This is a genomic window from Streptomyces sp. NPDC048142 (assembly GCF_043202835.1).
Taxonomy (GTDB): Bacteria; Actinomycetota; Actinomycetes; order Streptomycetales; family Streptomycetaceae; genus Streptomyces.
The window spans coordinates 1-26,279 of the sequence record NZ_JBIDBC010000039.1; the positions used below are offsets into that span (position 1 = coordinate 1).

Genomic DNA, 26,279 nt, shown 5'->3' on the forward strand with positions numbered 1-26,279 from the left:
GGTATTTACGGGGTGCTGCCATGGTGCTGGTAGTTCTCCTTCGCCAGGACGGTAACCCTGGCATCAGGGACTCCACAAATCTCAGTACAGCTCACTGTCATGTGAGATCCCTCTGGGAGAAGCTGACCGTGATCCTCTCTCAGGTTTGCACCCGAGGGGACGGCGGAAATCAGACATACCTTGGATCTGTTGATTGGCGCGTGGCGGTGCCGTCGACCTGGCTCAATGGACGCATGGAGACCGGGGAACGCTGGGCGTATCGGGCCACGCCGAAGGAACTGGGCGGCGCGGTGCGCCAGGTCGAGATTGTTCGGGTCCGCGGTTCTGGAAGATCAGGGAACATTCATGTGCGGTTCCTGGACGGTGATGAAGCTGGCCTGCAGGAGTGGGTGAGCCCCAGCTGCCTGGTGGCCTCGTGGAATGACGTTGACTCCTTCAGAGCGGATGACACAGCGGAGCTGACGCTGGCCGAGGCGTCGAGGGAGGTCCGGGGCAGCACGGATTTCGAGGCCGCCCGCATGATCCTCGGATTCGTCCGTCCGAAGAACAGGCTGCGCCTGCGCCGAACCGTGGCTGACGCCGGGGTCCTGGAGCTGAGCCGCCTCGATGAGACGGCACCGCTCATCGGCATGGACGCAGCTGAACTCCGCGGCAACGCCATGGTCTACGAGAACCGCCACGGCATGTGCCTGGCCGGATGGCCGGTCGCCGAGCGCGCCGCCCGCCAGGTCGCCGGCCGCCTCGCCGACGAGATCCTTCCGGAGGTGGACCGCAAGCAGCAGGGCATCGAGCAGGAGCGTGCCCAGTCCTCCTGGTATTCCTACAGCCGACGGGACGACCGGAAGCTGGACGCGGAGTCGGCCGTCCTGCGAACCGTCCGGGCCTGGTGCGGCGAAGACAAGGCCGACCGCTACGACGAGTTGGTGGCCCTGCGTGCCGAGGTCATCCGGCTCGGGGAACTCGTCGAGAAGGCTGCCAAGGCCCTACGCGACCGAGGTCACGGCGTCATCGCCTCCACCATTGAGCGCGACCTTGGCGTCCATATCGCCACCCTTGATCCTGATGTGCGTCGATGACGCCGCGCCACGGGTCTGGCTCCGGCTTCGGAGGCGTTGGCTGAGCCTGGGGCTTCTCCTTCTCAGGCCGGTCCGGGTGCCAGCCGTCGAGGAACGGTCGCAGCTGTTTCTTCGTCGGCTCCGCGTTGAAGTCGCGGGCGCCCAGACCCTTGCCGTTCGTCGTGGGGTCAAGCTGATCTGCCTCCGCGTTCCCCCACGCGGACCACTCACGCAGCCTCTCAGCTTCGAGGACATCTTCCGACGCGGCGGCGACTTCATCCAGCGCGGCGCAGAACGCCCGGATCTCACCCGCGGCCCGCCACTGCTCAAGGGCTGTGCCGAAGTGCTCGGCCCGTACCGCGTGAACCGCCTTGACCGAAGCCGCACTGACCGCGGCTTCCCACTCCTGCCGCTCACGCTCCTCCCGCTCCGCCGCCAGCCGCCGGTGCTCGGCCTCCTGGCGCTCACGCTCCTCTCGCAGACGCCGCTGCTCCGCCTCTCGCTCCAACCGGGCCCGCTCCTGCTCCTCCGCGCGCGCCTTCAACGCCCGGAAGATTGAGGCGATCTGCTCCTCCAACGGCTTCTTGGCCGTGTCGGCCCATTCCTTCTTCCAGCCGTAGCTGTACCCCGAGTTCTCGCTGACCAGCAGCTCCAGTTCGCCGGACGGCTCGAACTTGTGGGCCGGCGTGACCCGCTGCCAGTCGTACGTCCTTCGGCCCGGCTGCTTGGGGACGTACCGGACCTGCTTCTGCCGCTCACGGAAGCTGATCTCGTACGTCCTGCCGTGGACAGTGAGCAGCGGCCTCGGCTGCCTGCGCTTCTTGGACACAGCGATCTCGCCGTACCGCGCGAGTGCCTGATCGGCGAGGAGCCGGATCAGTGCGAGCACCCTCGGCAATACCTCCTCGGAGATCTCGAAGGCGCTGTGGTCCTTGATGACCGCGGCGAGCACGTCCTCGACGTCGGTGATCACACGGCTGCGCGCCAGACGGATCCGGTTCCACTCGGTGTCGTCCTCGCCGGACACCCGGAGCAAGCCAAGGAAGAAGTCGCCTTTCGCCCGCCCGCTGTACTTCAGGTGGTACCCCTCCGGAGCGCACTGCCGCGCCGCGTCGAACGCTCTGCGATACCGAGCCCGTTCCGCCTCGCCGGGGTTCGGGATCCGAAGGAATCGTCCGGCTTCCTGCACCTGCGCGATGAGCGCCGGTCCGACAGCCGCCGGCGACGGGCGCGGAGGTTTCACAGCCTGTTTCGCAGGCTTCGTCTCGGTCGGGAGATCGGCATCCTGCGACGGACCAGAGGCCGCCGGCACCTCGGCTTCAGACGCCGCTGCGCGAGCCTTGCGTGGAGCCAGCTCCGGACGATCGGGATGATGCCCGTGCTCCAGGTAGAAGCGCCCCGCGTCAGTGATCTCCGCCTGCCACCTCCCCTTCTTCCTGGGCATGGTCACCAAGCCCCGGTCCCTGAGCGCGCGAGCCGTGACGGCGAACTCGGGGCTGTCCGACGTGACGGGGTCGGTGCCGCCCCCGATGCGGGTGAGGAGTGCGAGCTGCCGGTCATTCAACGGAGACCAAGGGTGCATGGCAATCGTCGTACCGTCTTGGGTCTGCTCGGCACAAGCCGTGCGGTGACTGATCCGGGGCGCGATGCGTACGCCCGCGCCGAGTGGAGGCAGAAGGCCGCTCCTCGGGGAGCCACCGGGAGCCGGATCTCGAAGATCACACCCAGTTGGCTCCCAAACGGCTCCCAAAACCGGGCCGCAAAGCAAATCAGGCCCGGCTCTGATCTCTCAGAACCGGGCCTGACCTGGTCTTACAGCTGTCGGGGTGGCGGGATTTGAACCCACGACCTCTTCGTCCCGAACGAAGCGCGCTGCCAAGCTGCGCTACACCCCGATGTCCACCGGACTCCCGGCGACATCGATTACTTTAGCCCACCGGCGGCCGGAGGCGAAATCCGGTTTCTCCGGTGCTGGAACCACCCCGCCACGTTCGGCCGGAGGTGGTCCACGGCGGTGATCAGGACGCCCAGGGCGGCGAAGAGGAGACCGAGGGCGAGGGCCTGGGTGAGGGCGCCGGCGTAGCCGTATGTGTCGACGTCGAGGAATGGGTACGGGTAGCGGGCCGAGGCGTCGGGGGACAGCAGGGCTCCGCGGGCCAGGGCGAAGCCCAGGTAGGCCGCGGGGGCCGACAGCCACAGCGGGATGTGGGCCAGGCGCAGGGTCCGGGGTGCGGTCAGCAGAAACCAGTCCGCCGCGACGGCCAGCGGGGTCACCGTGTGGAGCAGGAGGCTCGTGGCGGTGGACCAGCCGGTCTCCGTGTCCGGGCCCCCCGGGGTGGCGCTGACCGGGGAGCCGCCGTAGTTCACCAGCACCAGGTGGTACATCAGCCCGGTGACCGCGGCGAGCAGGAGCAGCCCGCCCGAAAGGCGCGGCGACAGCGGCGGACCGCCCCGCCAGGAACGTACCGCCGACCACCCGAAAGCCCCCGCGATCAGGAGGTTCGCCAGGACCGTGAAGTGGATCAGCGTCGGTGACGCGTACCTGGTCGCCAGGGCGATGACCGGGCCCGCGGCCGCGGCCCCGCAGATCAGAGCGCGCAGGGTCGTGGCCCAGGGGTGACGGGGGCCGGTGGGGTCCGGGAGCACCTCTGCCGCCCGGGGGCGGGGGAGCAGGGCGGTCCGGGGAGCGGTCATGATTCGTACCGTAAGCGGGTGGGAAGACCCCCGCGATTCGTCGCCCGCCGCGCGTGAAGGCGCCGCTCCCCGCCCTCGCCGCGTGTGGGCCTCGCGCTCGCCTCGCCCCGCGCCCGCCGCGCGTGAACGTGCATCGCCCCGTGCCCGCCGCGCCTGGGCCTCGCGCCCGCCGCGTGTCGGCCTCGCGCTGGCCTCGCCCCGCGCCCGCCGCGCCTGGGCCTCGCGCTGGCCTCGCCCCGCGTGGCCCCCGCGCCCGCCGCGCCCCCCGTGCCCCCGCGTGGCCCCCCGTGCCGCCGCGTTGCGGGCCCTGGCCCCCCGCTCAGTCCTTCGGGGCCAGGGTCAGCAGAGTGGCCTCGGGCGGGCAGGCGAAGCGGACCGGGGTGTAGCGGTTGGTGCCGCAGCCCGCGGAGACGTGGAGGTAGGCGCGGCGGTCGCCGACCGTGTGGCAGGACAGGCCCTTGACCCGGTCGGTGTCCAGGTCGCAGTTGGTGACCAGCGCTCCGTAGAACGGGATGCACAGCTGACCGCCGTGCGTGTGGCCCGCAAGGATCAGGGGATAGCCGTCGGCTGTGAAGGCGTCCAGGGAGCGCAGGTACGGGGCGTGGACCACACCGATGGAGAGGTCGGCGCCGGCCTCCGGGCCGCCCTGGACCTCGGCGTACCGGTCCCGCTTGATGTGCGGGTCGTCCAGGCCGGTGAGCGCCAGCTCCAGGCCGTCGAGCTTGAGCCGGCCCCGTGCGTTCGACAGATTCTGCCAGCCCGCCTCGTCGAAGGCGTCGCGCATCGGCTCCCACGGGTTGTGGACAACGCCGACCGCGGGCTCGTTGCCGTTGAGGCCGTGCTTGCCCCGGGCCTTCTCCAGGAGGTAGCGCGCGGGGTTGCGGAGCTTGGGTCCGTAGTAGTCGTTGGAGCCGAAGACGTACACCCCCGGGAGCTCCATCAGCGGGCCCAGCGCGTCGAGCACCTCGGGCACGGCCTCCGGGTCCGAGAGGTTGTCGCCGGTGTTCACGACGAAGTCGGGGCGCAGCCCGGCGAGCGACTGGAGCCAGGCGCGCTTCTTGCGCTGACCGCTCACCATGTGGATGTCGGAGACCTGGAGCATGCGCAACGGGCGGGCCCCGTGCGGGAGTACGGGAACGGTGACCCGTCGCAGGCGGAACGAGCGGGCCTCGAACCCGGCGGCGTAGGCGAGTGAGGCGGCGCCGACCGCCGCGCCGACTGCCGTGACTTTCAGGGGTACTCCGTAGCGTGCGCGCATGCGCCCATCGTCGCAGACCGGACGGGGCGACCGGAAAACCTGCGGGCGCCCCGCGCCCCGCACCTGTCACAATCGCGGCATGACCACGCTCAAGTCCAAGCTCAAGGAAGACCTCCACACGGCCATGAAGGCGCGCGACGAGCTGACCTCGTCCACCCTTCGGCTCACCCTCACCGCGATCACCAAGGAAGAGGTCAGCGGCAAGTCGGCGCGCGAGCTCTCCGACGACGAGGTGCAGAAGGTGATCGCCAAGGAGGCGAAGAAGCGCCGTGAGGCGGCCGAGGCCTTCGCCCAGGGCGGCCGGACCGAGCAGGCCGAGCGGGAGAAGGCGGAGGGCGAGCTGCTCGACGGCTACCTGCCCAAGCAGCTCTCCGACGACGAGCTGAACGCGATCGTGGCGTCCGCCGTCGAGGAGGCGAAGGCCGCCGGGGCCGAGGGGCCGCGCGCGATGGGCGCCGTCATGAAGATCGTCAACCCGAAGGTCGCCGGGCTCGCCGAGGGCGGCCGGGTCGCCGCCACGGTGAAGAAGCTCCTCGCCGGCTGAGGCACGCGCGGAACAGACGAAGAGAAGGGTGGGCGCTCCGGTTCCGGACCGGGGCGCCCACCCTTCTTCTACCTGTACGGGTATGAGCTACGGGTATGAGTCACGGGTACGGGTCAGGGGCCGTTCTGGCCGCCGTTCCGGTCTCGCCCACCGCCACCGCCCGGCCCGCCGGTCAAGCCGTCCGGGAGATCGATGTCGGGGTATCGGTTGCCGTCGTCGTCGTCGCCACCGCCCGGCTTGCGGTCCTCACGGTCCTCGTCGCCGCGGTCCCGGTTCCGGTCCCGGTCGCCCTCCTCCTTCTCCTCCTTCTCCTCCTTCTCCTTGCCACGGGGAACGGAGACCGGGTTGAACCCGGGGGTCTCGGACGCGTCCAGCGCTCCGGTCATCGCGATGCGCCAGATCGGACCGGGCAGACAGCCGCCGCAGACCTTGGCGTAGTACTGGCCGCCGATGGTGACGCCGAACATCGAGCTCTTCTCGCCGATGTCGTCACCCACCCACACCGCGGTGGAGAGGTTCGGCGTGTACCCGACGAACCAGGCGTCCTTGCGTCCGTTGGTCGTACCGGTCTTGCCGGCGTTGTCCCGGTCGCTGAGCCCGGCCTGCGTACCGGTGCCGTCCTCCACGACGCCCTTGAGCATCTGGTTGATCGTGTCCGCGGTCTTCTCGCTCATCGCCCGCGAGCAGGACGTCTTCGGCACCGGGACCTTCTTGCCCTGCGGGTCCTTGATGGACTCGATGGCGATCGGCGTGCAGTACGTGCCCCGGTTGGCGAAGGTCGCGTACGCGGACGCCATCGAGAGCGGGGTGCTGTCGACGCTTCCCAGGGTGGCCGCGGGCCGCTCCAGGATCTCCTTGCCGTCACCGCGCTCGTAGCCCACCTTCTTCGCCATGGTCAGCGTCTCGCAGAGCCCGGCCTTCTGCTCCAGCAGCGCGAAGTAGGTGTTGATGGACTTGCCGAGCGCGCTCGTCATGTCCCAGGTGCCCTTCTCGGACTTCAGCTCGTTCACCAGATTCCAGGGCTGGTTTCCGGCGGGCGCTCCGTCGCAGGTCCGGAAGGAGCTCTCCGGCACCGTCAGCTTCCAGTCCGTCGTGAACGTCGTGGCCGGGCTGATGCCCTTCTCCAGCGCCGCCGCCGCGGTGAACGGCTTGAACGTGGAGCCGACCTGGAAGCCGTACGTGCTGCCGCCCATCTTGTTGCTGACGGCGAGGTTGAGCACGGTCTCGTTCTGCTTCTGGTCCAGGCCGTACGGGCGGGACTGGCCCATGGAGAGGATCTCGCCGCTGCCCGGCCGGACCTGCACCACGGACGCCGCGAACTTGTCGTCCTTGTTGACCTTCGCGGTGGCGGCCTCGTTGGCCGCCTTCTGGGCGCGCGGGTCCAGCGTGGTCCGGATGGTCAGACCGCCGAGGTTCCAGAGCTTGGCCCGGTCCTCGTCGGTCTTGCCGAAGGCCGGGTCGGTGAGGATCGTCTTGCGGACGTAGTCGCAGAAGAAGCCGGAGCCGGCGACGGCGGTGATGCAGCCGTTCTTCGGCCGGGAGACCTTCAGCTTGATGGGCGTCTCCATGGCCTTGTCGGCCTCGGCCTGCGAGATGGTCTTGACTGCGGCCATCCGTGCCAGCACGATGTTGCGGCGCTTGGTCGCTTCCTCGATGTCGTTGACCGGGTCGTAGCGGCTCGGCGACTGGACGATGCCGGCGAGCAGCGCGGCCTCCTCCAACTTGAGGTCCTTGGCGTGCTTGGAGAAGTAGCGCTGGGACGCGGCCTCGACGCCGTACGCCTGCTGCCCGAAGAACGTGATGTTGAGGTAGTTCTCCAGGATCTTCTTCTTGCCGAGCTCCTCCTCGACCTGGATCGCGTACTTCAGCTCGCGGATCTTGCGGCCGAGCGTCTGCTGCGTGGCCTCGGCGACCTTCTCCGGGTCGTCGCCCGCCTCCTCGACGAAGACGTTCTTCACGTACTGCTGGGTGAGGGTCGACGCGCCCTGTGCGGCCCCGCCCACCTGCACGTTGCGGTTCATCGCGCGGAGGATGCCCTTGAGGTCGATCGCGCCGTGCTCGTAGAAGCGGGAGTCCTCGATCGCGATGATCGCTTCCTGCATGTACGGCGAGATGTCCTTGAGCGGGACGACCGTGCGGTCGCGGGAGTACACCGTGGCGATGGTGCCGCCGTCGCGGTCCTGGATCGTGGTCCGCTGGCTGAGCGGTGGAGTCTTGAGGTTGGAGGGGATCTCGTCGAATCCTTCGACCGTCCCCTTGGCGGCGAGCCCCAGCGCTCCGGCTGCGGGCAGCGCGATGCCTGCCAGGACAGCTCCGGAGAGCGCGGCGACACCGAGGAACTTGGCGGCCTGCTGGGTCGTGGTGAGACCCCCGCCCGAGCGCTTCTTTGGCATGGGGGGCAGCCTAATCCGTAGTGATGAAGGTGTCGCAGGAGCGGGGGTCTCTCGGAGCGTTCGGGTACCGGACCGTGACATCCGGGCGGGCGGGACGCCTGCCGCGGCCACCTGCCGGCACGCGCCGGACCGGCCGTCCGCGGCCTCCTGGCGAGAGCGTGCGGAACGTGCAGGAGCGGGCAAAGGGCATCGCGGCGCGGGCGCGCGGACGCGAGGCGGCTACGTTCCTATTCGCCGGACAGACGGACAGGCCTTGGCCTAAGCTGCTCTCAACTGTCACAGCAGTCCGGTTCCGTATCAAGTCCCCTGCCACCCCATGCGCGTCTTCTGGTCATTCTTCACCCGGCCGATGCGTCACCGCATTGCCCTTCACGCACCCATCGAGGCGCTCCCGAAATCGCCTTGTATGTCGCGAGAAGTCCATTGCGACTTGAGTGCACTGTCCCCATTTCATGGAGATAGTCACGTATGTCCTCGGCTCACTCCTCTGGGTGATCTGCCGCATACGCATAGTCCGTTCGGACCATTCAAGATTGGGCCCGAAGGGGGTGTTGTGCTGTCCCCACCTTCCGTAACGTCCTCAACTGGCAGCGGTGAATATGCCGCTACCGCCGTGGGGGAGCCTCGATTCGGGAGAGGACGGCGCCGGCATGGGCTGGGTAACCGACTGGAGTGCGCAGGCAGCCTGCCGCACTACCGATCCGGATGAACTGTTCGTACAAGGGGCAGCGCAGAACAGGGCCAAGGCGGTGTGCACCGGATGTCCGGTGCGGACCGAGTGCCTGGCCGACGCGCTGGACAATCGCGTCGAATTCGGCGTGTGGGGCGGAATGACGGAGCGGGAGCGCCGCGCACTGCTGCGCCGCCGGCCGACCGTCACGTCCTGGCGCCGACTGCTGGAGACCGCACGCAGCGAATACGAGCGGTCCACCGGCATGCTGCCCGGAGTCATCGGGCTGGAGGACGAGGAGCTGCACGAGACATTCGCCGCCGCGGGGTAGGCGCGGGCGGGCACCACGAGGTCAGGGCCCCGCCGCCCGGAAGGGTGGCTACGCCGCTCCGGCCGGAGCCGGGGCGGAACCGCCCGCCAGGCGGTCGCCGATGGCCCGGAGTCCGGCCAGGTCGTGTACGTCGCCGGGCAGCGCTGCCACGGTCGTCACCGCCACCTCGGGGTGGAGCGCGGTGAAGCGGCCGCGGGTGCGGTGCTCGCGGGCGACGACCTGCATGCGCTCGGCGTGCAGACGCAGCAGACCGGCCGTCAGTTCCTCGACTCCGATACCGGCCGTCAGTTCCTCGACTCCGATACCGGCCGTCAGGTCGTCGACGCCGATACCGGCCGTCAGTTCCTCGGCGCCGATGGCGCCGGCCTTGTCGCCGCCATCGGCGGTCGCGATGCTCTTCACGATGTTCTTGTGGGGCGGCTCGTTCTCCGTCGTGTCCTGGTGCTCGGCTGCGGGCTCGGGGCCGGACGCCTGCCCGGCCCCGGGGGAGAGGGGCGGCTCGGTCGTTCCGGAAGCGGTGACCGCCGGGTCGGGGGCTTCCCGGTCACCAAGGCCAGCCTTCCCGGCCCTCTGATCCACAATGCGGGTGTCGTCAAGATTTTCTGCGGCGGCCAGCGCCTGCCCGGCCGAGAGCCGTGAAGCCTCGCTGCCGTGCACGCGGTTGAGGACCAGACCGGCCAGCGGCATCTTCTCGGCGGCCAGCCGCTCCACGAAATAGGCGGCCTCGCGCAGCGCGTCCTGCTCCGGCGTCGCGACCACGAGAAACGCCGTGCCGGGCGCCTGGAGCAGCTTGTACGTGGCGTCCGCGCGGCTGCGGAAGCCGCCGAACATGGTGTCCATCGCGGCGACGAACGTCTGGACGTCCCGCAGGAACTGGCCGCCGAGCAGCTTGCCCAGCGTTCCGCTCATCATCGACATGCCGACATTGAGGAACTTCATCCCGGCCCGGCCGCCCACCTTCGCGGGCGCCATCAGCAACCGGATGAACTTCCCGTCGAGGAACGACCCGAGCCGCTTCGGCGCGTCCAGGAAGTCCAGCGCGGAGCGCGAGGGAGGGGTGTCGACGATGATCAGGTCCCACGCGTCGCGGGCCCGCAGCTGCCCGAGCTTCTCCATCGCCATGTACTCCTGCGTACCGGCGAACCCGGCCGACAGGGACTGGTAGAAGGGGTTCTCCAGGATCGCCCTGGCCCGTTCGGCGTCCGCGTGCGCCTCGACGGTCTCGTCGAAGGTCCGCTTCATGTCGAGCATCATGGCGTGCAGTTCGCCCTCGCCGTCGATGCCGTCGACCCGCCTGGGCACGTTGTCCAGCCGGTCGATGCCCATGGACTGGGCGAGCCGGCGGGCCGGGTCGATGGTGAGGACGACGACCTTCCGGCCGCGCTCGGCGGCCCGTACGCCGAGGGCGGCGGCGGTCGTGGTCTTGCCGACCCCGCCGGAGCCGCAGCACACGACGATCCGGATGCCCGGGTCGTCCAGCAGCGCGTCCGTGTCCAGCCCGCCGTCCGCCGCCGGCAGCGCCGGATCCGTAACGGGTGTGTCCGCCGTCATGCGTCCCCCTCTTCCCCCGTGCCCTGCTTACGGAGCTCCGTGGCCAGGTCGTGCAGTGCGGCGAGGTCCACCCCGTCGCCGATCAGCGGGAGCTCCGCCGTCGGCAGGCCGAGCCCGGCCAGCACCGCGCGCTGCTCCCGCTCCAGGCCGACCCGCTCGGCGTGCTCGGCCGCCTGTTCGACCAGAGGGCGTACGAGGGCGGCGGAACCGGTCACTCCGGCCCGGGTCAGCGTCTTGGCGATCTCCTTGCGGCGGCCGCCCGCGGCGGTGCGCAGGGCGTCCTCGTCCAGCAGGTGCGGCCGGACCATGTTCACGAAGACGCGGCCCACGGGCAGTTCGGCGGCGCGCAGCTCGGCGATGCCGTCCGCGGTCTCCTGGACCGGCATCTCCTCCAGGAGGGTCACCAGGTGGACCGCGGTCTGCGGGGACTTCAGGACCCGCATCACGGCCTGGGCCTGGTTGTGTATGGGGCCGATCCTCGCCAGCCCGGCGACCTCGTCGTTGACGTTCAGGAAGCGGGTGATCCGGCCGGTCGGCGGGGCGTCCATGATCACGTGGTCGTAGACGAACCGGCCCTGCTTGTCCTTGCGGCGTACGGCTTCGCACGCCTTGCCGGTCAGCAGGACGTCCCGCACTCCGGGCGCGATGGTGGTGGCGAAGTCGATCGCGCCGAGCTTCTTCAGGGCCCGGCCGGCGCTGCCGAGCTTGTAGAACATCTGGAGGTAGTCGAGGAGCGCGCGCTCGGCGTCGATCGCCAGCGCGTACACCTCGCCGCCGCCCGGCGCGACGGCGATCTTGCGCTCCTCGTAGGGGAGCGCGTCGGAATCGAAGAGCTGGGCGATGCCCTGCCTGCCCTCGACCTCGACGAGGAGAGTGCGCCTGCCCTCGGTCGCGAGGGCGAGCGCGAGGGCGGCGGCGACCGTGGTCTTACCGGTACCGCCCTTGCCGCTGACGACCTGGAACCTGCTCACGTATTCGAGCCTAACCAGTCCGGCCCCGGGCTACGCACGGGACCGTACGTGCCGGGCGTTACAGTCGGGCCCATGACCAAATGGGAATACGCGACCGTGCCCCTTCTCGTGCACGCGACCAAGCAGATTCTGGACACCTGGGGCGAGGACGGCTGGGAGCTGGTCCAGGTCGTTCCCGGCCCGAACAACCCCGAGCAGCTCGTGGCCTACCTGAAGCGGGAGAAGGCGTAGTGGCGGGCGCCGTCGAGGCGCGGCTCGCCGAGCTCGGCCTGACCCTGCCCGCCGTCGTGCCGCCGCTGGCCTCGTACCAGCCGGCCGTGCGCTCCGGGGTGTACGTGTACACCTCGGGCCAGCTGCCGATGGTGGACGGCAAGCTCGCCGTCACCGGCAAGGTCGGCGCCGAGGTCACGCCGGACGAGGCGAAGGAGCTCGCGAAGATCTGCGCGCTCAACGCCCTGGCCGCCGTGAAGTCGGTCGCCGGCGACCTGGACCGGATCAAGCGCGTCGTGAAGGTCGTGGGCTTCGTCGCCTCGGCCTCCGACTTCACCGCACAGCCCGCCGTGATCAACGGCGCGAGCGAGCTGCTGGGCGCGGCCCTCGGTGACAAGGGCGTGCACGCGCGCAGCGCCGTGGGCGTCGCCGTGCTGCCTCTGGACGCACCGGTCGAGGTCGAGGTCCAGGTGGAGCTCGTCGACGACTGAGAACCCTCTTTCCGTTCACTCTTCTCCCTTCCCTTCTCCCATCCTTCTTCCTTCGGATCCCGTCCGGTCCCGCGACCGGGCGGGATCGCGTGTGTACGGGGCATGGCGGGCAGGTACGGGGGTACCGCGGGCGGGCGCGGGGTGTGCCGGGTCGCCGCGATGATCAGGGAGCCTCTCGAACATCGGCGCGGTTCCGGATAGCCTCCGGCCATGTCCCAAGGTCAGTGGTACCCCCCGGAATGGCCCGACCGGATCCGGGCCCTCGCCGCCGGTGAGCTGACGGCCGTGACACCCCGGCGGGCCGCCACCGTGATGCTGCTCCGTGATCCGGGCGGGCCCGGGGCGAGCGGGCCCGTCGTGCACATGTTGCGCCGGCGGACCTCCATGGCGTTCGCCGGAGGCGCGTACGCCTATCCGGGTGGCGGAGTCGATCCACGCGACGACGACCGGCTGATCGGGTGGGCCGGGCCCCCGCTGGAGCACTGGGCCGCCCGGCTCGGCGTGGCGACGGTCACCGAGGCGCAGGCCGTCGTCTGCGCGGCCGTGCGCGAGACGTTCGAGGAGGCGGGCGTCCTCCTCGCCGGGCCGACCGCCGGGACCGTGGTCGGCGACACGACCGGGAAGGACTGGGAGGCCGACCGGGAGGCGCTGGTCGCCCGGGACCTGTCCTTCGCGGAGTTCCTGGACCGGCGCGGCCTGGTGCTGCGCTCGGACCTGCTGGGCGCCTGGGCGCGCTGGATCACCCCGGAGTTCGAACCGCGCCGGTACGACACCTGGTTCTTCGTCGCCGCGCTTCCCGAGGGGCAGCGCACCCGGGACGTCTCCACCGAGGCAGACCGGACGGTGTGGATCGCCCCCGCCGAGGCGGCCCGCCGCTACGACCGGGGCGAGCTGCTGATGATGCCGCCCACCGTGACCACGCTGCGGGCCCTCGCGCCGTACGGGACGGCCGCCGAGGCGCTCGGGGCGGCTGACGGGCAGGACATGGCCCCGGTGCTCGCACAGGCCCGTCTGGAGGGCGACGAGCTGGTGCTGAGCTGGCCGGGGCACGGCGAGTTCACCAAGCACGTGCCCGTGGCGGGATCCGGGGGTGCCGCGTGAGCGACGCAGCAGCCCTGCCCGGACAGCCGCGCGGAACCGTGGTCTCCGGGCCCGCGACCGCCCGTACGGTCAACGTCCTCGCGCCCAACGCGTCCGCGATGACGCTCGACGGGACGAACACCTGGATCGTGGCCGAGCCCGACTCCGGCCTCGCGGTCGTCATCGATCCCGGGCCGCTCGACGACGCACACCTGCGGGCCGTGATCGGGGCGGTGGAGCGGTCCGGGCGGCGTGTGGGCCTCACGCTGCTCACGCATGGGCACCCCGACCACGCGGAGGGCGCGGGCCGGTTCGCGGAGCTGACGGGGACGAAGGTGCGGGCCCTGGACGCGGCGCTGCGGCTGGGCGACGAGGGCCTCGCGGCGGGTGATGTGGTCACCACCGGCGGTCTGGAGCTGCGCGTGGTGCCGACGCCGGGGCACACCGCGGACTCGCTCTCGTTCCATCTGCCCGCCGACCGGGCGGTGCTGACGGGCGACACGATTCTGGGCCGCGGCACGACGGTGGTCGCGCACCCGGACGGGCGGCTCGGCGACTACCTGGACTCGCTCAGGCGGCTGCGGTCGCTGACGGTCGACGACGGCGTCCGCACGGTGCTGCCGGGCCACGGTCCGGTGCTGGAGGACGCGCAGGGGGCGGTGGAGTTCTATCTCGCCCACCGCGCGCACCGCCTCGCCCAGGTGGAGACGGCGGTGGAGGCCGGGCACCGTACGCCGTCGGAGGTGGTGGCGAAGGTGTACGCCGACGTGGACCGCTCCCTGTGGCCGGCCGCCGAGCTTTCGGTGCGGGCGCAGCTGGAGTACCTGACCGAGCACGGGCTGATCCAGAGCTGATCCGAGGCTGATCCGGGCTGATCCGGGGCCTTCGGTTCCGCACGCCGTGAATCCGTACGCCGTGAAGGGGACCGCCTCGACGCGAAGGGCCCCGCCGACGGACGTCCTGGGACGTGCTCCGGTCGGCGGGGCCCTTCGCGTCAGGTCACATCAGTCACATCTGTCGCGTACGGGGCGGGTCAGCGCGAACGCTTCGCCAGCCGCTCCACGTCCAGCAGGATGACCGCGCGGGCCTCAAGACGCAGCCAGCCACGGCCCGCGAAGTCCGCGAGCGCCTTGTTGACCGTCTCGCGGGAGGCGCCGACCAGCTGGGCCAGCTCCTCCTGGGTGAGGTCGTGCACGACGTGGATGCCTTCCTCGGACTGGACGCCGAAGCGGCGCGACAGGTCCAGGAGGGCACGGGCGACACGGCCCGGCACGTCGGAGAAGACCAGGTCGGACATCTGGTCGTTGGTCTTGCGCAGCCGCCGGGCGACCGCGCGCAGCAGGGCGGTGGCCACCTCGGGCCGGGCGTTCAGCCAGGGCTGGAGGTCGCCGTGGCCGAGGCCGAGGAGCTTGACCTCGGTCAGCGCGGAGGCGGTCGCCGTACGCGGGCCCGGGTCGAAGAGCGACAGCTCCCCGATCAGCTCGCCGGGGCCGAGCACGGCCAGCATGTTCTCGCGCCCGTCGGGTGAGGTGCGGTGGAGCTTCACCTTGCCCTCGGTGACCACGTACAGGCGGTCACCCTGGTCGCCCTCGTGGAACAGCGCGTCTCCGCGCGCGAGGGTCACCTCACTCATCGAGGCGCGGAGCTCCGCGGCCTGCTCATCATCGAGCGCCGCGAAAAGCGGGGCGCGCCGCAGAACGTCGTCCACGAGTTCTCTCCTTGTCGGCCTGTTCAGGGAACCGTGGTCCCCATCATGCCGGACGGTAAAACAGTGCGATCAATCACAAACCAGTTTGACGCACGGGCGTGCCGGACCCTACGGCAGGGGGCCGATCGGGGGTGGATACGCCGTGACGGGGGTGGTTGTCAGTGCCTGGCTCTAGGCTGGCCGGGTGTCCAGAATGCCGGGGAGAGCGCAGGCCAAGGGGGTCGGCGGGGTGCCGAAAGGGGACGATTCCGCCCTGGGCGAACAGCCCCGGCCGCGCCCGAAGAATGCCGCGAATGGCTCCCCCGGAGAGCCGGGGAAGCCGCTCCGGAAGTCGGCCAGGAGGTCCGCAGTGTCATCGTCAACGCCCGGCAAACCCGCCAAGGCGGCCACGGCGCGCAAGGCTGCCGCGAGCACCGCGGCCGCTACGAAGCGCACCGCAGCTGCGACCACGGCGGCTGCTACGAAGCGCACGGCGGCCGCGACCACGGCGGCCACGGCGCGTACGGCAGCCGCGGCCACAGCGCGCAAGGCCGCCACGGCGCGTGCGGCAGCCGGGACCAAGGCAGCCGGGACCACGGCGGCCGCGGCCGTGCCGGCGCGCAGGGCGCCGAAGGCGGAGTCGCATCTCGCGATGGTCCGCCGGGCGCGCCGGATCAACCGCGAGCTCGCCGAGATCTATCCGTACGCCCATCCCGAGCTGGACTTCCGCAACCCCTTCGAGCTCCTCGTGGCCACGGTCCTCTCCGCCCAGACCACCGATCTGAGGGTCAACCAGACCACCCCCGCGCTCTTCGCCGCCTACCCCACGCCCGAGGACATGGCGGCGGCCGTGCCGGAGGAGATGGAGGAGATCATCCGGCCGACCGGGTTCTTCCGGGCCAAGACCAAGTCGCTGATAGGCCTCTCGGCCGCCCTCCGGGACCGATTCGGCGGCGAGGTTCCGGGACGTCTCGAAGACCTTGTGAAGCTGCCCGGCGTCGGCCGCAAGACCGCCAACGTCGTCCTGGGCAACGCGTTCGGAGTTCCCGGCATCACCGTCGACACGCACTTCGGGCGTCTGGTGCGGCGCTGGAAGTGGACCGACGAGGAGGACCCGGTGAAGGTCGAGGCGGTGGTCGCCGAAATCTTCCCGAAGAGCGAGTGGACGATGCTCTCGCACCGCGTGGTGTTCCACGGCCGCCGGATCTGCCACGCCCGCAAGCCCGCCTGCGGGGCCTGCCCCATCGCCCCGCTCTGCCCTTCGTACGGGGAGGGCGAGACCGACCCGGAGAAGGCCAGGAAGCTTCTGAAGTACGAGATGGGCGGCTATCCGGGCCAGCGGCTCAGCCCGCCCGCCGACTACCCGGGCAAGCCCGCGCCCGCGCTGGGGGCCGGGTGAGGGCGACGCTCCGCGCACGGCACGGAACGGCACTTCTCCGCCCGCACCCCTCGGACACCCCGCAGGTGCCCCCCGGGCACCCTTCAGGACGGAACGGCTCGGAACGAAATGGCCGACGACAGGCGTTGTTGTGAAACGACGGGGGTGCCTATGACGCACGCGTACACACACGGCACGACGCACGCCAGGAACGACCCCGCCGAGGGGCCGGGGCAGGCAAGCCGCAGAGGGCCTGGGCAGGGCAGCGGACCGGAGCTGGGCAGCCGGGCGGACCGGGGCAGCGGGGCGGGCCAGGGGGGCGGTGCGCCCGACGTGGCCGTCGCCGTCACCACCGACGGACTGCCCGCCTGGCTCGACCCCGTCGCCCGCGCCGCGCGCAGCGTCCGGCCGCAGCAGCTCAGCCGCTTCCTGCCGCCCGAGAGCGGGGCGGGCCGGCAGTCCGCCGTCCTGGTCCTGTTCGGTGAGGGGGAGCGCGGTCCCGAGCTGCTGCTCATGGAGCGTGCCGGGACCCTGCGCTCCCACGCCGGGCAGCCGTCCTTCCCCGGCGGCGCACTGGATCCCGAGGACGGCGACCAGGCCACCACCGGGCCTCTGCGGGCGGCGCTGCGCGAGGCCGAGGAGGAGACCGGGCTCGACCCCCGGGGCGTACAGCTCTTCGGCGTGCTGCCCCGGCTCTACATCCCGGTCAGCAGCTTCGTCGTGACGCCCGTGCTCGGCTGGTGGCGCGCGCCCAGCCCGGTCGGGGTGGTCGATCCGGCCGAGACGGCCCGGGTCTTCACGGTCCCCGTGGCGGATCTCACCGATCCCGTGAACCGGGCCACGGCGGTCCACCCGAGCGGCCACAGCGGCCCGGCATTCCTGGTCGAATCGGCCCTGGTCTGGGGCTTCACGGCCGGAGTGATCGACCGGATCGTGCACTACGCGGGATGGGAACGCCCCTGGGACAGGTCCAGACAGGTGCCGCTCGACTGGCGCGCATGACACGCTGGCTGTCCTGCTGCGCTGTTCCGGGCCCGGCCCGGACCCCGTCACCACCGACGGGCCAGGTGACGAAACTGCGAGGCTACAGACGGTGAACGTGCTCGACATCCTGCTGCTGCTCGCCGCCGTGTGGTTCGCGGTCATCGGCTACCGCCAGGGTTTCGTCGTCGGCATCCTGTCGGTGATCGGCTTCCTCGGGGGCGGGCTCGTCGCTGTCTACGCGCTGCCGGTCATCTGGGACCGGGTGACCGAGGACGCCGAGGTCTCCACCGCGGTCGCCATCGGCGCGGTCGTCATCGTGATCGTCTGCGCCTCGGTCGGCCAGGCCTTCACCACTCACCTGGGCAACAAACTCCGCCGGCACATCACCTGGTCGCCCGCGCGCGCCCTGGACGCCACCGGCGGCGCCCTGGTCAATGTGGTGGCCATGCTGCTGGTGGCCTGGATGATCGGCCTGCTGCTGGCGGGCACCTCGCTGCCGACGCTCGGCAAGGAGGTCCGCAACTCCTCGGTCCTGCTCGGCGTCGACCGGGTGATGCCCGAACAGGCGCCCAGCTGGTTCCAGGACTTCTCCTCCGTCCTCGCGCAGAACGGCTTCCCGCAGGTCTTCAGCCCGTTCGCCAACGAACCGATCACCGAGGTCAAGGCCCCGGACCCGGCCCTCGTGGGCAGCCCGGTCGCGGCCCGCGCCAAGGAGTCGATCGTCAAGGTCGTCGGGACGGCCCCGAGCTGCGGGAAGGTCCTGGAAGGCACCGGCTTCGTCTTCGCCGAGCGCCGGGTGATGACCAACGCCCACGTGGTCGGCGGCGTGGACGAGCCCACCGTCCAGATCGGCGGCGAGGGCCGGCTGTACGACGCGACGGTCGTCCTCTACGACTGGCAGCGCGACATCGCGGTCCTGGACGTCCCCGATCTCCGGGCCAGGCCGCTGCAGTTCACCGGCCCGGACGACGACGCGGAGACCGGCGACAGCGCGATCGTCGCGGGCTTCCCCGAGAACGGCGCGTACGACGTGCGCTCGGCCCGCGTCCGCGCCCGCATCGACCCCGACGGCCCGGACATCTACCACCGGGGCACGGTGCGCCGCGATGTGTACTCGCTCTACGCGACGGTGCGCCAGGGCAACTCGGGCGGCCCGCTGCTCACTCCGGACGGAAAGGTGTACGGAGTGGTGTTCGCCAAGTCGCTCGACGACCCGGACACCGGCTACGCGCTGACGGCCGACGAGATCCGCGAGGACATCGAGATCGGCCGCACGGCCAACCAGCAGGTCGACAGCCAGGGCTGTGCCCTCTGAGGGCTGTCCCGCCCCCGTACAGCACGGCCGTGGAGAGGGTCAGTCACGGGGGTGGCGGAGCCGTGCCGAGACCCAGCGGGCCCGACGGCGGAGGATGCGCGGGATCCCGAGACGGGAACGGTGAAGGTCCTGCACATCGTGCACCCGGCCCCGGGGGCCGCCCCCCTCGTGAGTGCTCACACCGGCTGACGCGGTGGAGCGGCGGTTGCGTGCTTCGTCAGTGAAGTCGTGCGTCCAGCCCATACCCCGACGTCTGCCCGTGACCCAAGGTCGGTAATCGTGTGCGAGTCAGCCAATTGGCCTATGCGGCAGGCAATTGGCTGTTCGTCGGACGCGCGTGCCCACGCCGGGCGGGCGGCTACCGGTCGGGCTCGGGGTCCTTGAGCCAGTTGATGAGTTCGGTGGAGAAGCCGATCGGATCCTCCTCGTGCGGGAAGTGCCCGACACCGTCGAAAAGTCGCCACCGGTAGGGCGCCTCGACGTACTGGCCGGACCCCGCGGAACTACGGGTGCGGACCGCCGGATCGAGCGACCCGTGCAGGTGCAGCGTGGGCACCCGGACCGGACGCTTCATCCGCCGGTTGAACTGGATCCCGTCCGGACGCGCCATCGACCGCACCATCCAGCGGTACGGCTCGATCGAGCAGTGGGCGGTGGAGGGGATGCTCATGGCCCGTCGGTAGACGTCCAGGCTCTCCTCGTCGGGGAACTCCGGGGTGTGGGGGCCTGCCCAGTCCTGGATGAGGTCCCCCACCAGGGCGGCGTCGTCCGCGAGGAGTTGCCGCTCCGGCAGCCACGGGCGCTGGAAGCCCCAGACGTACGAACCGGCCCGCGACTGGGCGAAGTCGGACAGCATGGAGGAGCGCCAGCGGCGCGGGTGCGGCATGGAGGAGACGACGAGCCGGCGGACCAGTTTGGGCCGCATCACGGCGGCCGTCCAGGCGAGGTAGCCGCCGAGGTCGTGGCCGACCAGGGCCGCGTCGGGCTCACCGAGGGAGCGGATCACCCCGGTGACGTCGAGGGCCAGGTTGGCGGGGTCGTAACCGCGTGGCGTGCGGTCGCTGCCGCCCACCCCGCGCAGGTCCATCGCGACCGCCCGGAAGCCCGCGTCGGCGAGCGCGGTCATCTGGTGACGCCAGGTCCACCAGAACTGCGGGAAGCCGTGCAGCAGGAGCACCAGCGGCCCCTCGCCCATCTCGGCGATGTGGAACCGCGCACCGTTGGCTGCCACGTCACGGTGGGTCCAGGGGCCGTCGAGGCGCACCGGGCCCCCGGTGGGGGCGGTCCGGCCCGCAGGGCTCGGGGTCCGGCCGGCCGGGGCTGCCCGGCCGACCTGGGCTGCCGGGTCGGCCGGGCCCGACGGGTCGGCCGGACCCTCCGGGCCCACCGGACCCGTCGGGCCGAATGCGCTGGAATCGGGAACGGTCATGTGGACGAGCGTGCCACAGTGGCGGCCTCGTCCTTACCGGAGCCGCTCTCGACGCTCTTCCCCGACAGGGTGCTGCCGGAGCGCTCGATGATCGCGTCGGCCGCGATCGACGCGCGCGGGTGCGGCTTCGCCTTCTGCAGGACGGCGGCGGTCTGCTTGGCGGAGGCGATGGACTTCTCCGGCGGCTTGATCTTCTTGAGCTTCCGGACGCCCAGGTACGCCAGCAGCACGCCCAGCAGGATGAACGCCACGCCCACGACCAGGAACGACCAGGCGAGCCCGAGGCCCAGGTTGTGGATCCCGTACGCCGCGGCGAAGCTCAGCACCGGGATCGAGAAGAGCGCCAGCACGCCCGCGATGATGAACGCCAGACTGCCGATCGCCCCGCGTCTTACGTCCTGGCGCACCTCCGCCTTGGCCAGGGCGATCTCGTCGTGCACCAGCGCGGACATCTCGGCCGTCGCCGAGGCGACCAGCTGCCCGATGCTGCGGTCCGCACTGCCCGCGTAATTGCCGGGGTCGCTCATCCCTGACTCCCTCTCCGTGTCCGACACATCCGATGTCAGATCATGCCGGACTGTTCGGCTCGTTGCGCGCTGCCCCCGCCCGCTCTTCGGCGATACGGCGGTGTTCGGCCGCCTTGCGCTCACAGATCGCGGCCATGCGGAGGTGATACGCCGGATCATCCTGCTCGTAGATGTCGGGTACCCCGGATCCGTCCTCGTCCAGTTCCTCGGCCTCGTACAGCTCCTTGTACTTGCGTACCCGGAGCTTGAGCAGGACACAGGCGAACAGGGCCGCGATCAGCGAACCGAGCAGTACGGCGGCCTTGATCTCGTTGACCATCTCCGGGTCGCCCTCGAAGGCGAGCTCGCCGATGAGCAGCGAGACGGTGAAGCCGATGCCGGCGAGTGAGGCGAGTGCCAGGACATCGGCCCAGGCCAGGTCCTTGTTCAGCTCGGCCTTGGTGAAGCGGGCGGCGAGGTAGGTGCCGCCGAAGATGCCGACGGTCTTGCCGACGACGAGACCGAGGACGACGCCGAGCGCCTCGGGCCGGGTGAAGACGCCCGCAAGCGCCTCGCCGTTCAGCGCGACCCCGGCCGAGAACAGGGCGAACAGCGGGACGGCGACCCCGGCCGACAGCGGGCGGACCAGGTGCTCGATGTGCTCGCCCGGGGAGTGCTTCTCGCCCTCACGGCGGCTGCAGCGCAGCATCAGGCCCATCGCGACACCGGCGATGGTGGCGTGGACGCCGCTGTTGTACATCAGGCCCCAGATGACCAGGGCGAGCGGAACGTAGACGTACCAGCCCCGGACGTCGAAGCGGAGGAGGAGGTAGAAGACGGCCAGGCCGAGGACGGCCCCACCGAGCGCCACGAAGTTCAGGTCCGAGGTGAAGAACACCGCGATGATCAGGATCGCGAAGAGGTCGTCGACGACGGCCAGGGTGAGCAGGAAGGCCCGCAGCGCGGACGGCAGGGAGGTGCCGATCACCGCGAGGACGGCGAGCGCGAAGGCGATGTCGGTGGCTGTCGGGACGGCCCAGCCGTTCGTCGAGCCGCCGCCGACGATCACGGTGAGGAAGTAGACGAGGGCGGGCACCGCCATGCCGCACAGGGCCGCCACCACCGGGAGGGCCGCGGCCTTCGGGTCGCGGAGTTCGCCCGCCACCAGCTCGCGCTTGAGCTCGACGCCGGCGACGAAGAAGAAGACGGCGAGCAGTCCGTCCGCCGCCCAGTGCGCCACGGAGAGGTCCAGGCCGATGGCGTCGATGCCGAAGTGGAAGTCGCTGACCGTCTCGTACGAGCCGCCGAAGGTGTTGGCCCAGATGAGTGCGGCGACCGCCGCCACCAGCAGCAGCACACCGCCGACGGTCTCGGTGCGGAGTGCCTCCGCCACGTAGTTCCGCTCGGGGAGGGAGAGCCTGCCGAACAGCGGGCGCTGGGGCGGGGTGGGAGTGGACGGGTTGGGCGGTGCCACGAGAGGGACCTCCGGGTCGGAGCGGCATGAGGGCATGACTGATCGATGTGCCGACCAGACTTCCCGGCGCCCCTGTGGAGATGTTCTCTGGAGTTGTTGATGACGCGATTGAGCAGCGATGAAGCGATGAAGCGCCCACTCTACCGGGGGCATGAAGAGGGGGTCTTAATAGGTGATCTTCAGACTAAATGCCCGATGGGCACCCGGCGCGTTGCCGGATGCCCATCGGAGCCGTACGGGGTGATTCCGCGGCCTCGGCCCTCGGCCCTCGGTGTCAGTTCTCGGAGGAGGACGGCAGCTGGGTGGTGATCAGGTCCATCACCGAGGAGTCGGTCAGCGTTGTCACGTCGCCCAGCTCGCGGTTCTCGGCAACATCGCGGAGCAGCCGGCGCATGATCTTGCCGGAGCGGGTCTTGGGCAGTTCGGCGACGGGCAGTACGCGCTTGGGCTTGGCGATCGGGCCGAGCGTCGTGCCGACGTGGCTGCGCAGGTCCGCGAGCAGCTCGTCGGAGGCGGTCGCCGTGCCGCGCAGGATCACGAACGCCACGATGGCCTGGCCGGTCGTCTCGTCGGCGGCACCGACTACGGCGGCCTCGGCGACCGAGGGATGGGAGACGAGCGCGGACTCGACCTCGGTCGTCGAGATGTTGTGCCCGGAGACGAGCATGACGTCGTCGACCCGGCCGAGCAGCCAGATGTCGCCGTCCTCGTCCTTCTTCGCACCGTCGCCCGCGAAGTACTTGCCCTCGAAACGCGACCAGTAGGTGTCGATGAACCGCTGGTCGTCGCCCCAGATGGTGCGGAGCATGGAGGGCCACGGCTCGGTGAGGACGAGGTAGCCGCCCCCGCCGTCCGGCACCTCGTTGGCGTCGTCGTCCACGACGGTGGCCGAGATCCCGGGCAGGGCACGCTGGGCGCTTCCCGGTTTCGTCTCCGTCACACCGGGCAGCGGCGAGATCATCATCGCGCCGGTCTCGGTCTGCCACCAGGTGTCCACGATGGGGCACTTGTCGGCGCCGATGTTCTTCCGGTACCACATCCACGCCTCGGGGTTGATCGGCTCACCGACCGAACCGAGGACGCGCAGCGAGGACAGGTCGAACTTCGCGGGGATGTCGTCGCCCCACTTCATGAACGTACGGATCGCCGTCGGCGCCGTGTAGAGGATCGTGACGCCGTACTTCTGCACGATCTCCCAGAAACGCCCCTGGTGCGGGGTGTCCGGGGTGCCCTCGTACATGACCTGCGTCGCGCCGTTGGCCAGCGGCCCGTAGACGATGTACGAGTGCCCGGTCACCCAGCCGATGTCGGCGGTGCACCAGTAGACGTCGGACTCCGGCTTGAGGTCGAAGACCGCGTTGTGCGTGTACGACGCCTGCGTGAGGTATCCGCCGGAGGTGTGCAGGATGCCCTTCGGCTTTCCGGTGGTGCCCGAGGTGTAGAGGATGAAGAGCGGCTGCTCCGCCTCGAAGGCCTCGGGGGTGTGCTCGGCGGACTGCCGGGCGGTGATCTCGTGCCACCAGACGTCGCGGCCCTCGGTCCACGCGGTGTCCTGACCGGTGCGGCGGACGACGAGGACGTGCTCGACGTTCTCGAAACGGGAGACGGCGTCGTCGACCGCGGGCTTGAGCGCGGACGGCTTGCCGCGGCGGAAGCCGCCGTCGGCCGTGATGACGACCTTGGCGTCCGCGTCCTTGATGCGGGCGGCGATGGCGTCGGCCGAGAAACCGCCGAAGACCACGGAGTGCGCGGCGCCGATGCGGGCACAGGCCAGCATCGCGACGGCGGCCTCGGGGATCATCGGCAGGTAGACGGCGACCCGGTCGCCCTTGCCGACGCCGAGCTCGGTCAGCGCGTTGGCGGCCCGGGAGACCTCGTCCTTCAGCTCCGCGTAGGTGATGGCCCGGCTGTCGCCCGGCTCGCCCTCGAAGTGGATGGCGACCCGGTCGCCGTTGCCCGCCTCGACGTGGCGGTCCACGCAGTTGTACGCGACGTTCAGCTTGCCGTCCGCGAACCACTTCGCGAAGGGCGGGTTGCTCCAGTCGAGGGTCTCGGTCGGCTCGGTGGCCCACGTCAGGCGGCGGGCCTGCTCGGCCCAGAAGCCCAGCCGGTCCGCCTCGGCCTGCTCGTACGCCTCTGCGGTGACGTTGGCGTTGGCGGCCAGCTCGGCAGGCGGAGCGAATTTCCGCTCTTCCCGAAGCAGGTTGGCCAGGCTCTCGTTGCTCACGACTTCTCCCAGTCCCAGGGTGTCCGTTGTGTCCCGGCGCATAGCTCATCAGGCGCGAGGCCGGGTGACAAGTGCCTGCCGGGAATTGGTTTAGACCTGTGTCTTCATCTATGGAGCCATGATCCCGCTCCGATGTCGAGGGTTGTCGTACGGCGTGTGGCGCATGGCGGTTCCGTCCCGCGTGGTGCGCCGAGGGTGATTCAGGGGCGATCCGGTGGCGATCCGGGGTGATGTGGGGGTGGTGTGGGGTGGTGTGCGTGTTGGGGAGGCGATGCGGAACGGGGGCATCTGGTTGCACGGGCCCGGGGCTCCTCCGGTTCAGGTCGAAGACGTCCGGGCGGGCACGGCGTTTGGCCCAGTCAGCAACTCGTATAAGTGAATAGGCAGCTTTTCATTCGGTATGTCGCCCTGGCTGTGTGGGATCGCGTGCGAATTTGGCCGCGCCGTGTCGGCACTTCGACGCAAATAACCTGCAAGGAAGAGGGTGGGCGGATGATGGCCGCCACGAAGAGGATCGCCTTGGGCGTCATGACCACGGCCTTGGTCGCCGTTCTCGCGGGCTGTTCCGGAGCAGGGGCGGGGGCGGAGGCAGGCTCCGGATCCGGCTCTGGAGGGTCCGCGTCCGGGGGTTCGGGGGCCGACGCGGAGAAGGGCGCCCACGGCGCCAAGGAGAACCCCCCGGACGCTGCTCCGAAGAACGCGGTCAAGCTCATCGGGGACGGATCCACCGCCTTCACCGGGGTCCAGCCGAAGATGCCGGCCGTCGAACGTCTGGCGCCCGGCGAGAAGCCTCCGCAGTTCGTGGTGTTCTCCTGGGACGGCGCCGGAGAGGACAGCCAGAAGCTCTTCTCGTACTTCCGCGGCGTGGCCAAGAAGTACAACGCCAACATGACGTACTTCCTCAGTGGCGTGTACCTGCTGCCGGAGGAGAAGAAGGACCTCTACAACCCGCCCCAGCACGCGCCGGGCCGTTCCGACATCGGCTTCAACGACACCGAGGGCATCCGCAACACCCTCGCCGAGGTCCGTGCCGCCTGGCAGGAGGGCAACGAGATCGGCACCCACTTCAACGGCCACTTCTGCGGCAAGGACGGCGGCGTCGGGACCTGGTCCGTCGATGAGTGGAAGAGCGAAATCAACCAGGCGAAAGCTTTCGTCAAGAGCTGGAAGACCAACGTTCCGGAGCTGAAGGGCGAGGCCCCGCTCCCCTTCGACTACGACAAGGAACTGATCGGCGCCCGCACCCCCTGCCTCGAAGGCCAGAAGAACATGGTCGCCGCCGCCCGGACCATGGGCTTCCGCTACGACTCCAGCGGCGTCGGCAACCAGGTCTGGCCCCAGAAGAAGGACGGGGTCTGGGACATTCCGCTCCAGCTCGTCCCGATGCCCGGCCGCGCCTTCGAGACCCTCTCGATGGATTACAACTTCATGGTCAACCAGTCCGGCACGACCACCCAGGGGGACCCCTCCCAGCACGAGTACTGGGGGAACCAGATGCGGGACGGGCTGCTTCAGGCCTTCGACCGCTCGTACAGCGGCAACCGGGCGCCCTTGATCATCGGCAACCACTTCGAGTCCTGGAACGGCGGCACCTACATGCGCGCCATCGAGGAGACCATCGCGACGGTCTGCACCAAGGAGGGCGTGCGCTGTGTGTCCTTCCGGCAGCTCGCCGACTGGCTGGACGCGCAGGACCCGAAGACGCTGGCCAAGCTGACCACGCTCGGCGTTGGCGAGGCGCCCAAGACAGGCTGGTCGTCCTACCTCGGCACCCAGTCGGCCGCCGCCCCGCCCGCGGACAAGGGCACGGAGAAGGCTCCGGAGGCAGATGCCGACAAGGCCCAGGAGAAGGCCCAGGAGAAGGATCAGGACAAGGCTCCGGAGAAGGCTCAGGACAACGGTTGACGCAGGTCCGGCCAGCCGAAACGCCGGCTGACCGCACCGCACCTCACCGCACCTCACCGCATGGCACCGAACCTCACCGCATCGCATCGTTCGTCGGCCATCTTTCCGGTGGCCGACGAACGCGGG

23 protein-coding genes and 1 tRNA gene are annotated in these 26,279 nt (G+C 70.3%); 11 read left to right on the forward strand and 13 right to left on the reverse strand.

The annotated features are described in order from the left end of the window. The first annotated feature begins 233 nt into the window (after positions 1-233). Positions 234-1,076 (forward strand): PE-PGRS family protein, encoded by an 843-nt coding sequence (locus ACGF2Y_RS32210; RefSeq protein WP_392954864.1) that lies wholly within the window; start codon positions 234-236, stop codon positions 1,074-1,076. Here ACGF2Y_RS32210 and ACGF2Y_RS32215 read toward each other — a convergent pair. The 4 genes from ACGF2Y_RS32215 to ACGF2Y_RS32230 all read right to left on the reverse strand — a co-directional run bounded on the left by ACGF2Y_RS32215 (position 1,006) and on the right by ACGF2Y_RS32230 (position 5,007). After that, positions 1,006-2,082, reverse strand: coding sequence for a hypothetical protein (locus ACGF2Y_RS32215; RefSeq protein ID WP_392954792.1), 1,077 nt, complete (start codon positions 2,080-2,082; stop codon positions 1,006-1,008). The two genes, ACGF2Y_RS32210 and ACGF2Y_RS32215, sit on opposite strands and share 71 nt — an antisense overlap. Positions 2,083-2,876: 794 nt before the next feature. After that, positions 2,877-2,950, reverse strand: a tRNA-Pro gene (locus ACGF2Y_RS32220). A gap of 28 nt (positions 2,951-2,978) precedes the next feature. Continuing rightward, entirely contained in the window at positions 2,979-3,749 is a 771-nt protein-coding gene (locus ACGF2Y_RS32225; RefSeq protein ID WP_392954793.1) for a Pr6Pr family membrane protein, read from the reverse strand. Positions 3,750-4,068: 319 nt separating this feature from the next. Beyond that, entirely contained in the window at positions 4,069-5,007 is a 939-nt protein-coding gene (locus tag ACGF2Y_RS32230; RefSeq protein ID WP_392954795.1) for a metallophosphoesterase, read from the reverse strand. A gap of 79 nt (positions 5,008-5,086) precedes the next feature. On the opposite strand from ACGF2Y_RS32230, the gene ACGF2Y_RS32235 reads away from it, so the two are divergent. Continuing rightward, positions 5,087-5,551, forward strand: a complete 465-nt coding sequence (locus ACGF2Y_RS32235) for a GatB/YqeY domain-containing protein (protein WP_356567483.1) — start codon at positions 5,087-5,089, stop codon at positions 5,549-5,551. Between the two features lie 113 nt (positions 5,552-5,664). Here the strand turns inward: ACGF2Y_RS32235 and ACGF2Y_RS32240 are convergent, their stop codons facing one another. Continuing rightward, positions 5,665-7,944 (reverse strand): transglycosylase domain-containing protein, encoded by a 2,280-nt coding sequence (locus tag ACGF2Y_RS32240; protein ID WP_392954798.1) that lies wholly within the window; start codon positions 7,942-7,944, stop codon positions 5,665-5,667. A 650-nt stretch (positions 7,945-8,594) separates the two neighbouring features. Between ACGF2Y_RS32240 and ACGF2Y_RS32245 the strand changes: the two genes are divergently transcribed. Further along, positions 8,595-8,945 (forward strand): WhiB family transcriptional regulator, encoded by a 351-nt coding sequence (locus ACGF2Y_RS32245; protein WP_392954799.1) that lies wholly within the window; start codon positions 8,595-8,597, stop codon positions 8,943-8,945. Positions 8,946-8,993: 48 nt separating this feature from the next. Here the strand turns inward: ACGF2Y_RS32245 and ACGF2Y_RS32250 are convergent, their stop codons facing one another. Together ACGF2Y_RS32250 and ACGF2Y_RS32255 are read right to left on the reverse strand one after the other, a co-directional pair. Continuing rightward, positions 8,994-10,496 (reverse strand): ArsA family ATPase, encoded by a 1,503-nt coding sequence (locus ACGF2Y_RS32250; protein WP_392954801.1) that lies wholly within the window; start codon positions 10,494-10,496, stop codon positions 8,994-8,996. Then, positions 10,493-11,467 (reverse strand): ArsA family ATPase, encoded by a 975-nt coding sequence (locus ACGF2Y_RS32255; RefSeq protein ID WP_392954803.1) that lies wholly within the window; start codon positions 11,465-11,467, stop codon positions 10,493-10,495. Before ACGF2Y_RS32255 ends, ACGF2Y_RS32250 begins: the two co-directional genes overlap by 4 nt. A 72-nt stretch (positions 11,468-11,539) precedes the next feature. Here ACGF2Y_RS32255 and ACGF2Y_RS32260 point away from each other — a divergent pair, with 72 nt between their 5' ends. The 4 genes from ACGF2Y_RS32260 to ACGF2Y_RS32275 all read left to right on the forward strand — a co-directional run bounded on the left by ACGF2Y_RS32260 (position 11,540) and on the right by ACGF2Y_RS32275 (position 14,102). Continuing rightward, on the forward strand, positions 11,540-11,698 hold the full coding sequence (locus ACGF2Y_RS32260) for a DUF4177 domain-containing protein (RefSeq protein WP_003967454.1): 159 nt from the start codon (positions 11,540-11,542) through the stop codon (positions 11,696-11,698). After that, complete coding sequence (locus tag ACGF2Y_RS32265) at positions 11,698-12,168, forward strand: RidA family protein (RefSeq protein WP_392954805.1); 471 nt, start codon at positions 11,698-11,700, stop codon at positions 12,166-12,168. The genes ACGF2Y_RS32260 and ACGF2Y_RS32265 overlap by 1 nt, the downstream gene beginning before the upstream one ends. Before the next feature lie 210 nt (positions 12,169-12,378). Further along, on the forward strand, positions 12,379-13,269 hold the full coding sequence (locus ACGF2Y_RS32270) for an NUDIX hydrolase (protein ID WP_392954807.1): 891 nt from the start codon (positions 12,379-12,381) through the stop codon (positions 13,267-13,269). Beyond that, positions 13,266-14,102 carry an MBL fold metallo-hydrolase gene (locus ACGF2Y_RS32275; RefSeq protein WP_392954809.1) on the forward strand — a complete coding sequence of 279 codons (837 nt, stop codon included), beginning with the start codon at positions 13,266-13,268 and terminating at the stop codon, positions 14,100-14,102. The genes ACGF2Y_RS32270 and ACGF2Y_RS32275 overlap by 4 nt, the downstream gene beginning before the upstream one ends. A 179-nt stretch (positions 14,103-14,281) precedes the next feature. On the opposite strand, the gene ACGF2Y_RS32280 is transcribed toward ACGF2Y_RS32275, so the two are convergent. Further along, entirely contained in the window at positions 14,282-14,956 is a 675-nt protein-coding gene (locus ACGF2Y_RS32280) for a Crp/Fnr family transcriptional regulator (RefSeq protein WP_003967450.1), read from the reverse strand. A gap of 349 nt (positions 14,957-15,305) precedes the next feature. Here ACGF2Y_RS32280 and nth point away from each other — a divergent pair, with 349 nt between their 5' ends. From nth to ACGF2Y_RS32295, 3 genes are all read left to right on the forward strand, one after another. After that, positions 15,306-16,334, forward strand: coding sequence for an endonuclease III (gene nth, locus ACGF2Y_RS32285; protein WP_392954811.1), 1,029 nt, complete (start codon positions 15,306-15,308; stop codon positions 16,332-16,334). Between the two features lie 150 nt (positions 16,335-16,484). Further along, on the forward strand, positions 16,485-17,315 hold the full coding sequence (locus ACGF2Y_RS32290; protein WP_392954813.1) for an NUDIX hydrolase: 831 nt from the start codon (positions 16,485-16,487) through the stop codon (positions 17,313-17,315). Positions 17,316-17,406: 91 nt separating this feature from the next. Next, complete coding sequence (locus ACGF2Y_RS32295; protein ID WP_392954815.1) at positions 17,407-18,612, forward strand: MarP family serine protease; 1,206 nt, start codon at positions 17,407-17,409, stop codon at positions 18,610-18,612. Positions 18,613-18,651: 39 nt separating this feature from the next. On the opposite strand, the gene ACGF2Y_RS32300 is transcribed toward ACGF2Y_RS32295, so the two are convergent. The 5 genes from ACGF2Y_RS32300 to acs all read right to left on the reverse strand — a co-directional run bounded on the left by ACGF2Y_RS32300 (position 18,652) and on the right by acs (position 24,290). Next, positions 18,652-18,855: a hypothetical protein gene (locus tag ACGF2Y_RS32300; protein WP_392954817.1), complete on the reverse strand. Its 204-nt coding sequence runs from the start codon at positions 18,853-18,855 to the stop codon at positions 18,652-18,654. A gap of 115 nt (positions 18,856-18,970) precedes the next feature. Then, entirely contained in the window at positions 18,971-20,041 is a 1,071-nt protein-coding gene (locus tag ACGF2Y_RS32305) for an alpha/beta fold hydrolase (protein WP_392954818.1), read from the reverse strand. Then, a complete protein-coding gene (locus tag ACGF2Y_RS32310; RefSeq protein ID WP_392954820.1) occupies positions 20,038-20,568 on the reverse strand; it encodes a phage holin family protein in 531 nt (176 codons plus the stop codon). The genes ACGF2Y_RS32305 and ACGF2Y_RS32310 overlap by 4 nt, the downstream gene beginning before the upstream one ends. A gap of 40 nt (positions 20,569-20,608) precedes the next feature. Beyond that, complete coding sequence (nhaA, locus tag ACGF2Y_RS32315; RefSeq protein ID WP_392954822.1) at positions 20,609-22,021, reverse strand: Na+/H+ antiporter NhaA; 1,413 nt, start codon at positions 22,019-22,021, stop codon at positions 20,609-20,611. Positions 22,022-22,295: 274 nt separating this feature from the next. Further along, positions 22,296-24,290, reverse strand: a complete 1,995-nt coding sequence (acs, locus tag ACGF2Y_RS32320) for an acetate--CoA ligase (RefSeq protein WP_392954824.1) — start codon at positions 24,288-24,290, stop codon at positions 22,296-22,298. A 450-nt stretch (positions 24,291-24,740) separates the two neighbouring features. Between acs and ACGF2Y_RS32325 the strand changes: the two genes are divergently transcribed. Next, positions 24,741-26,153 (forward strand): hypothetical protein, encoded by a 1,413-nt coding sequence (locus ACGF2Y_RS32325; RefSeq protein ID WP_392954826.1) that lies wholly within the window; start codon positions 24,741-24,743, stop codon positions 26,151-26,153. The last annotated feature ends 126 nt before the right edge of the window (positions 26,154-26,279 follow it).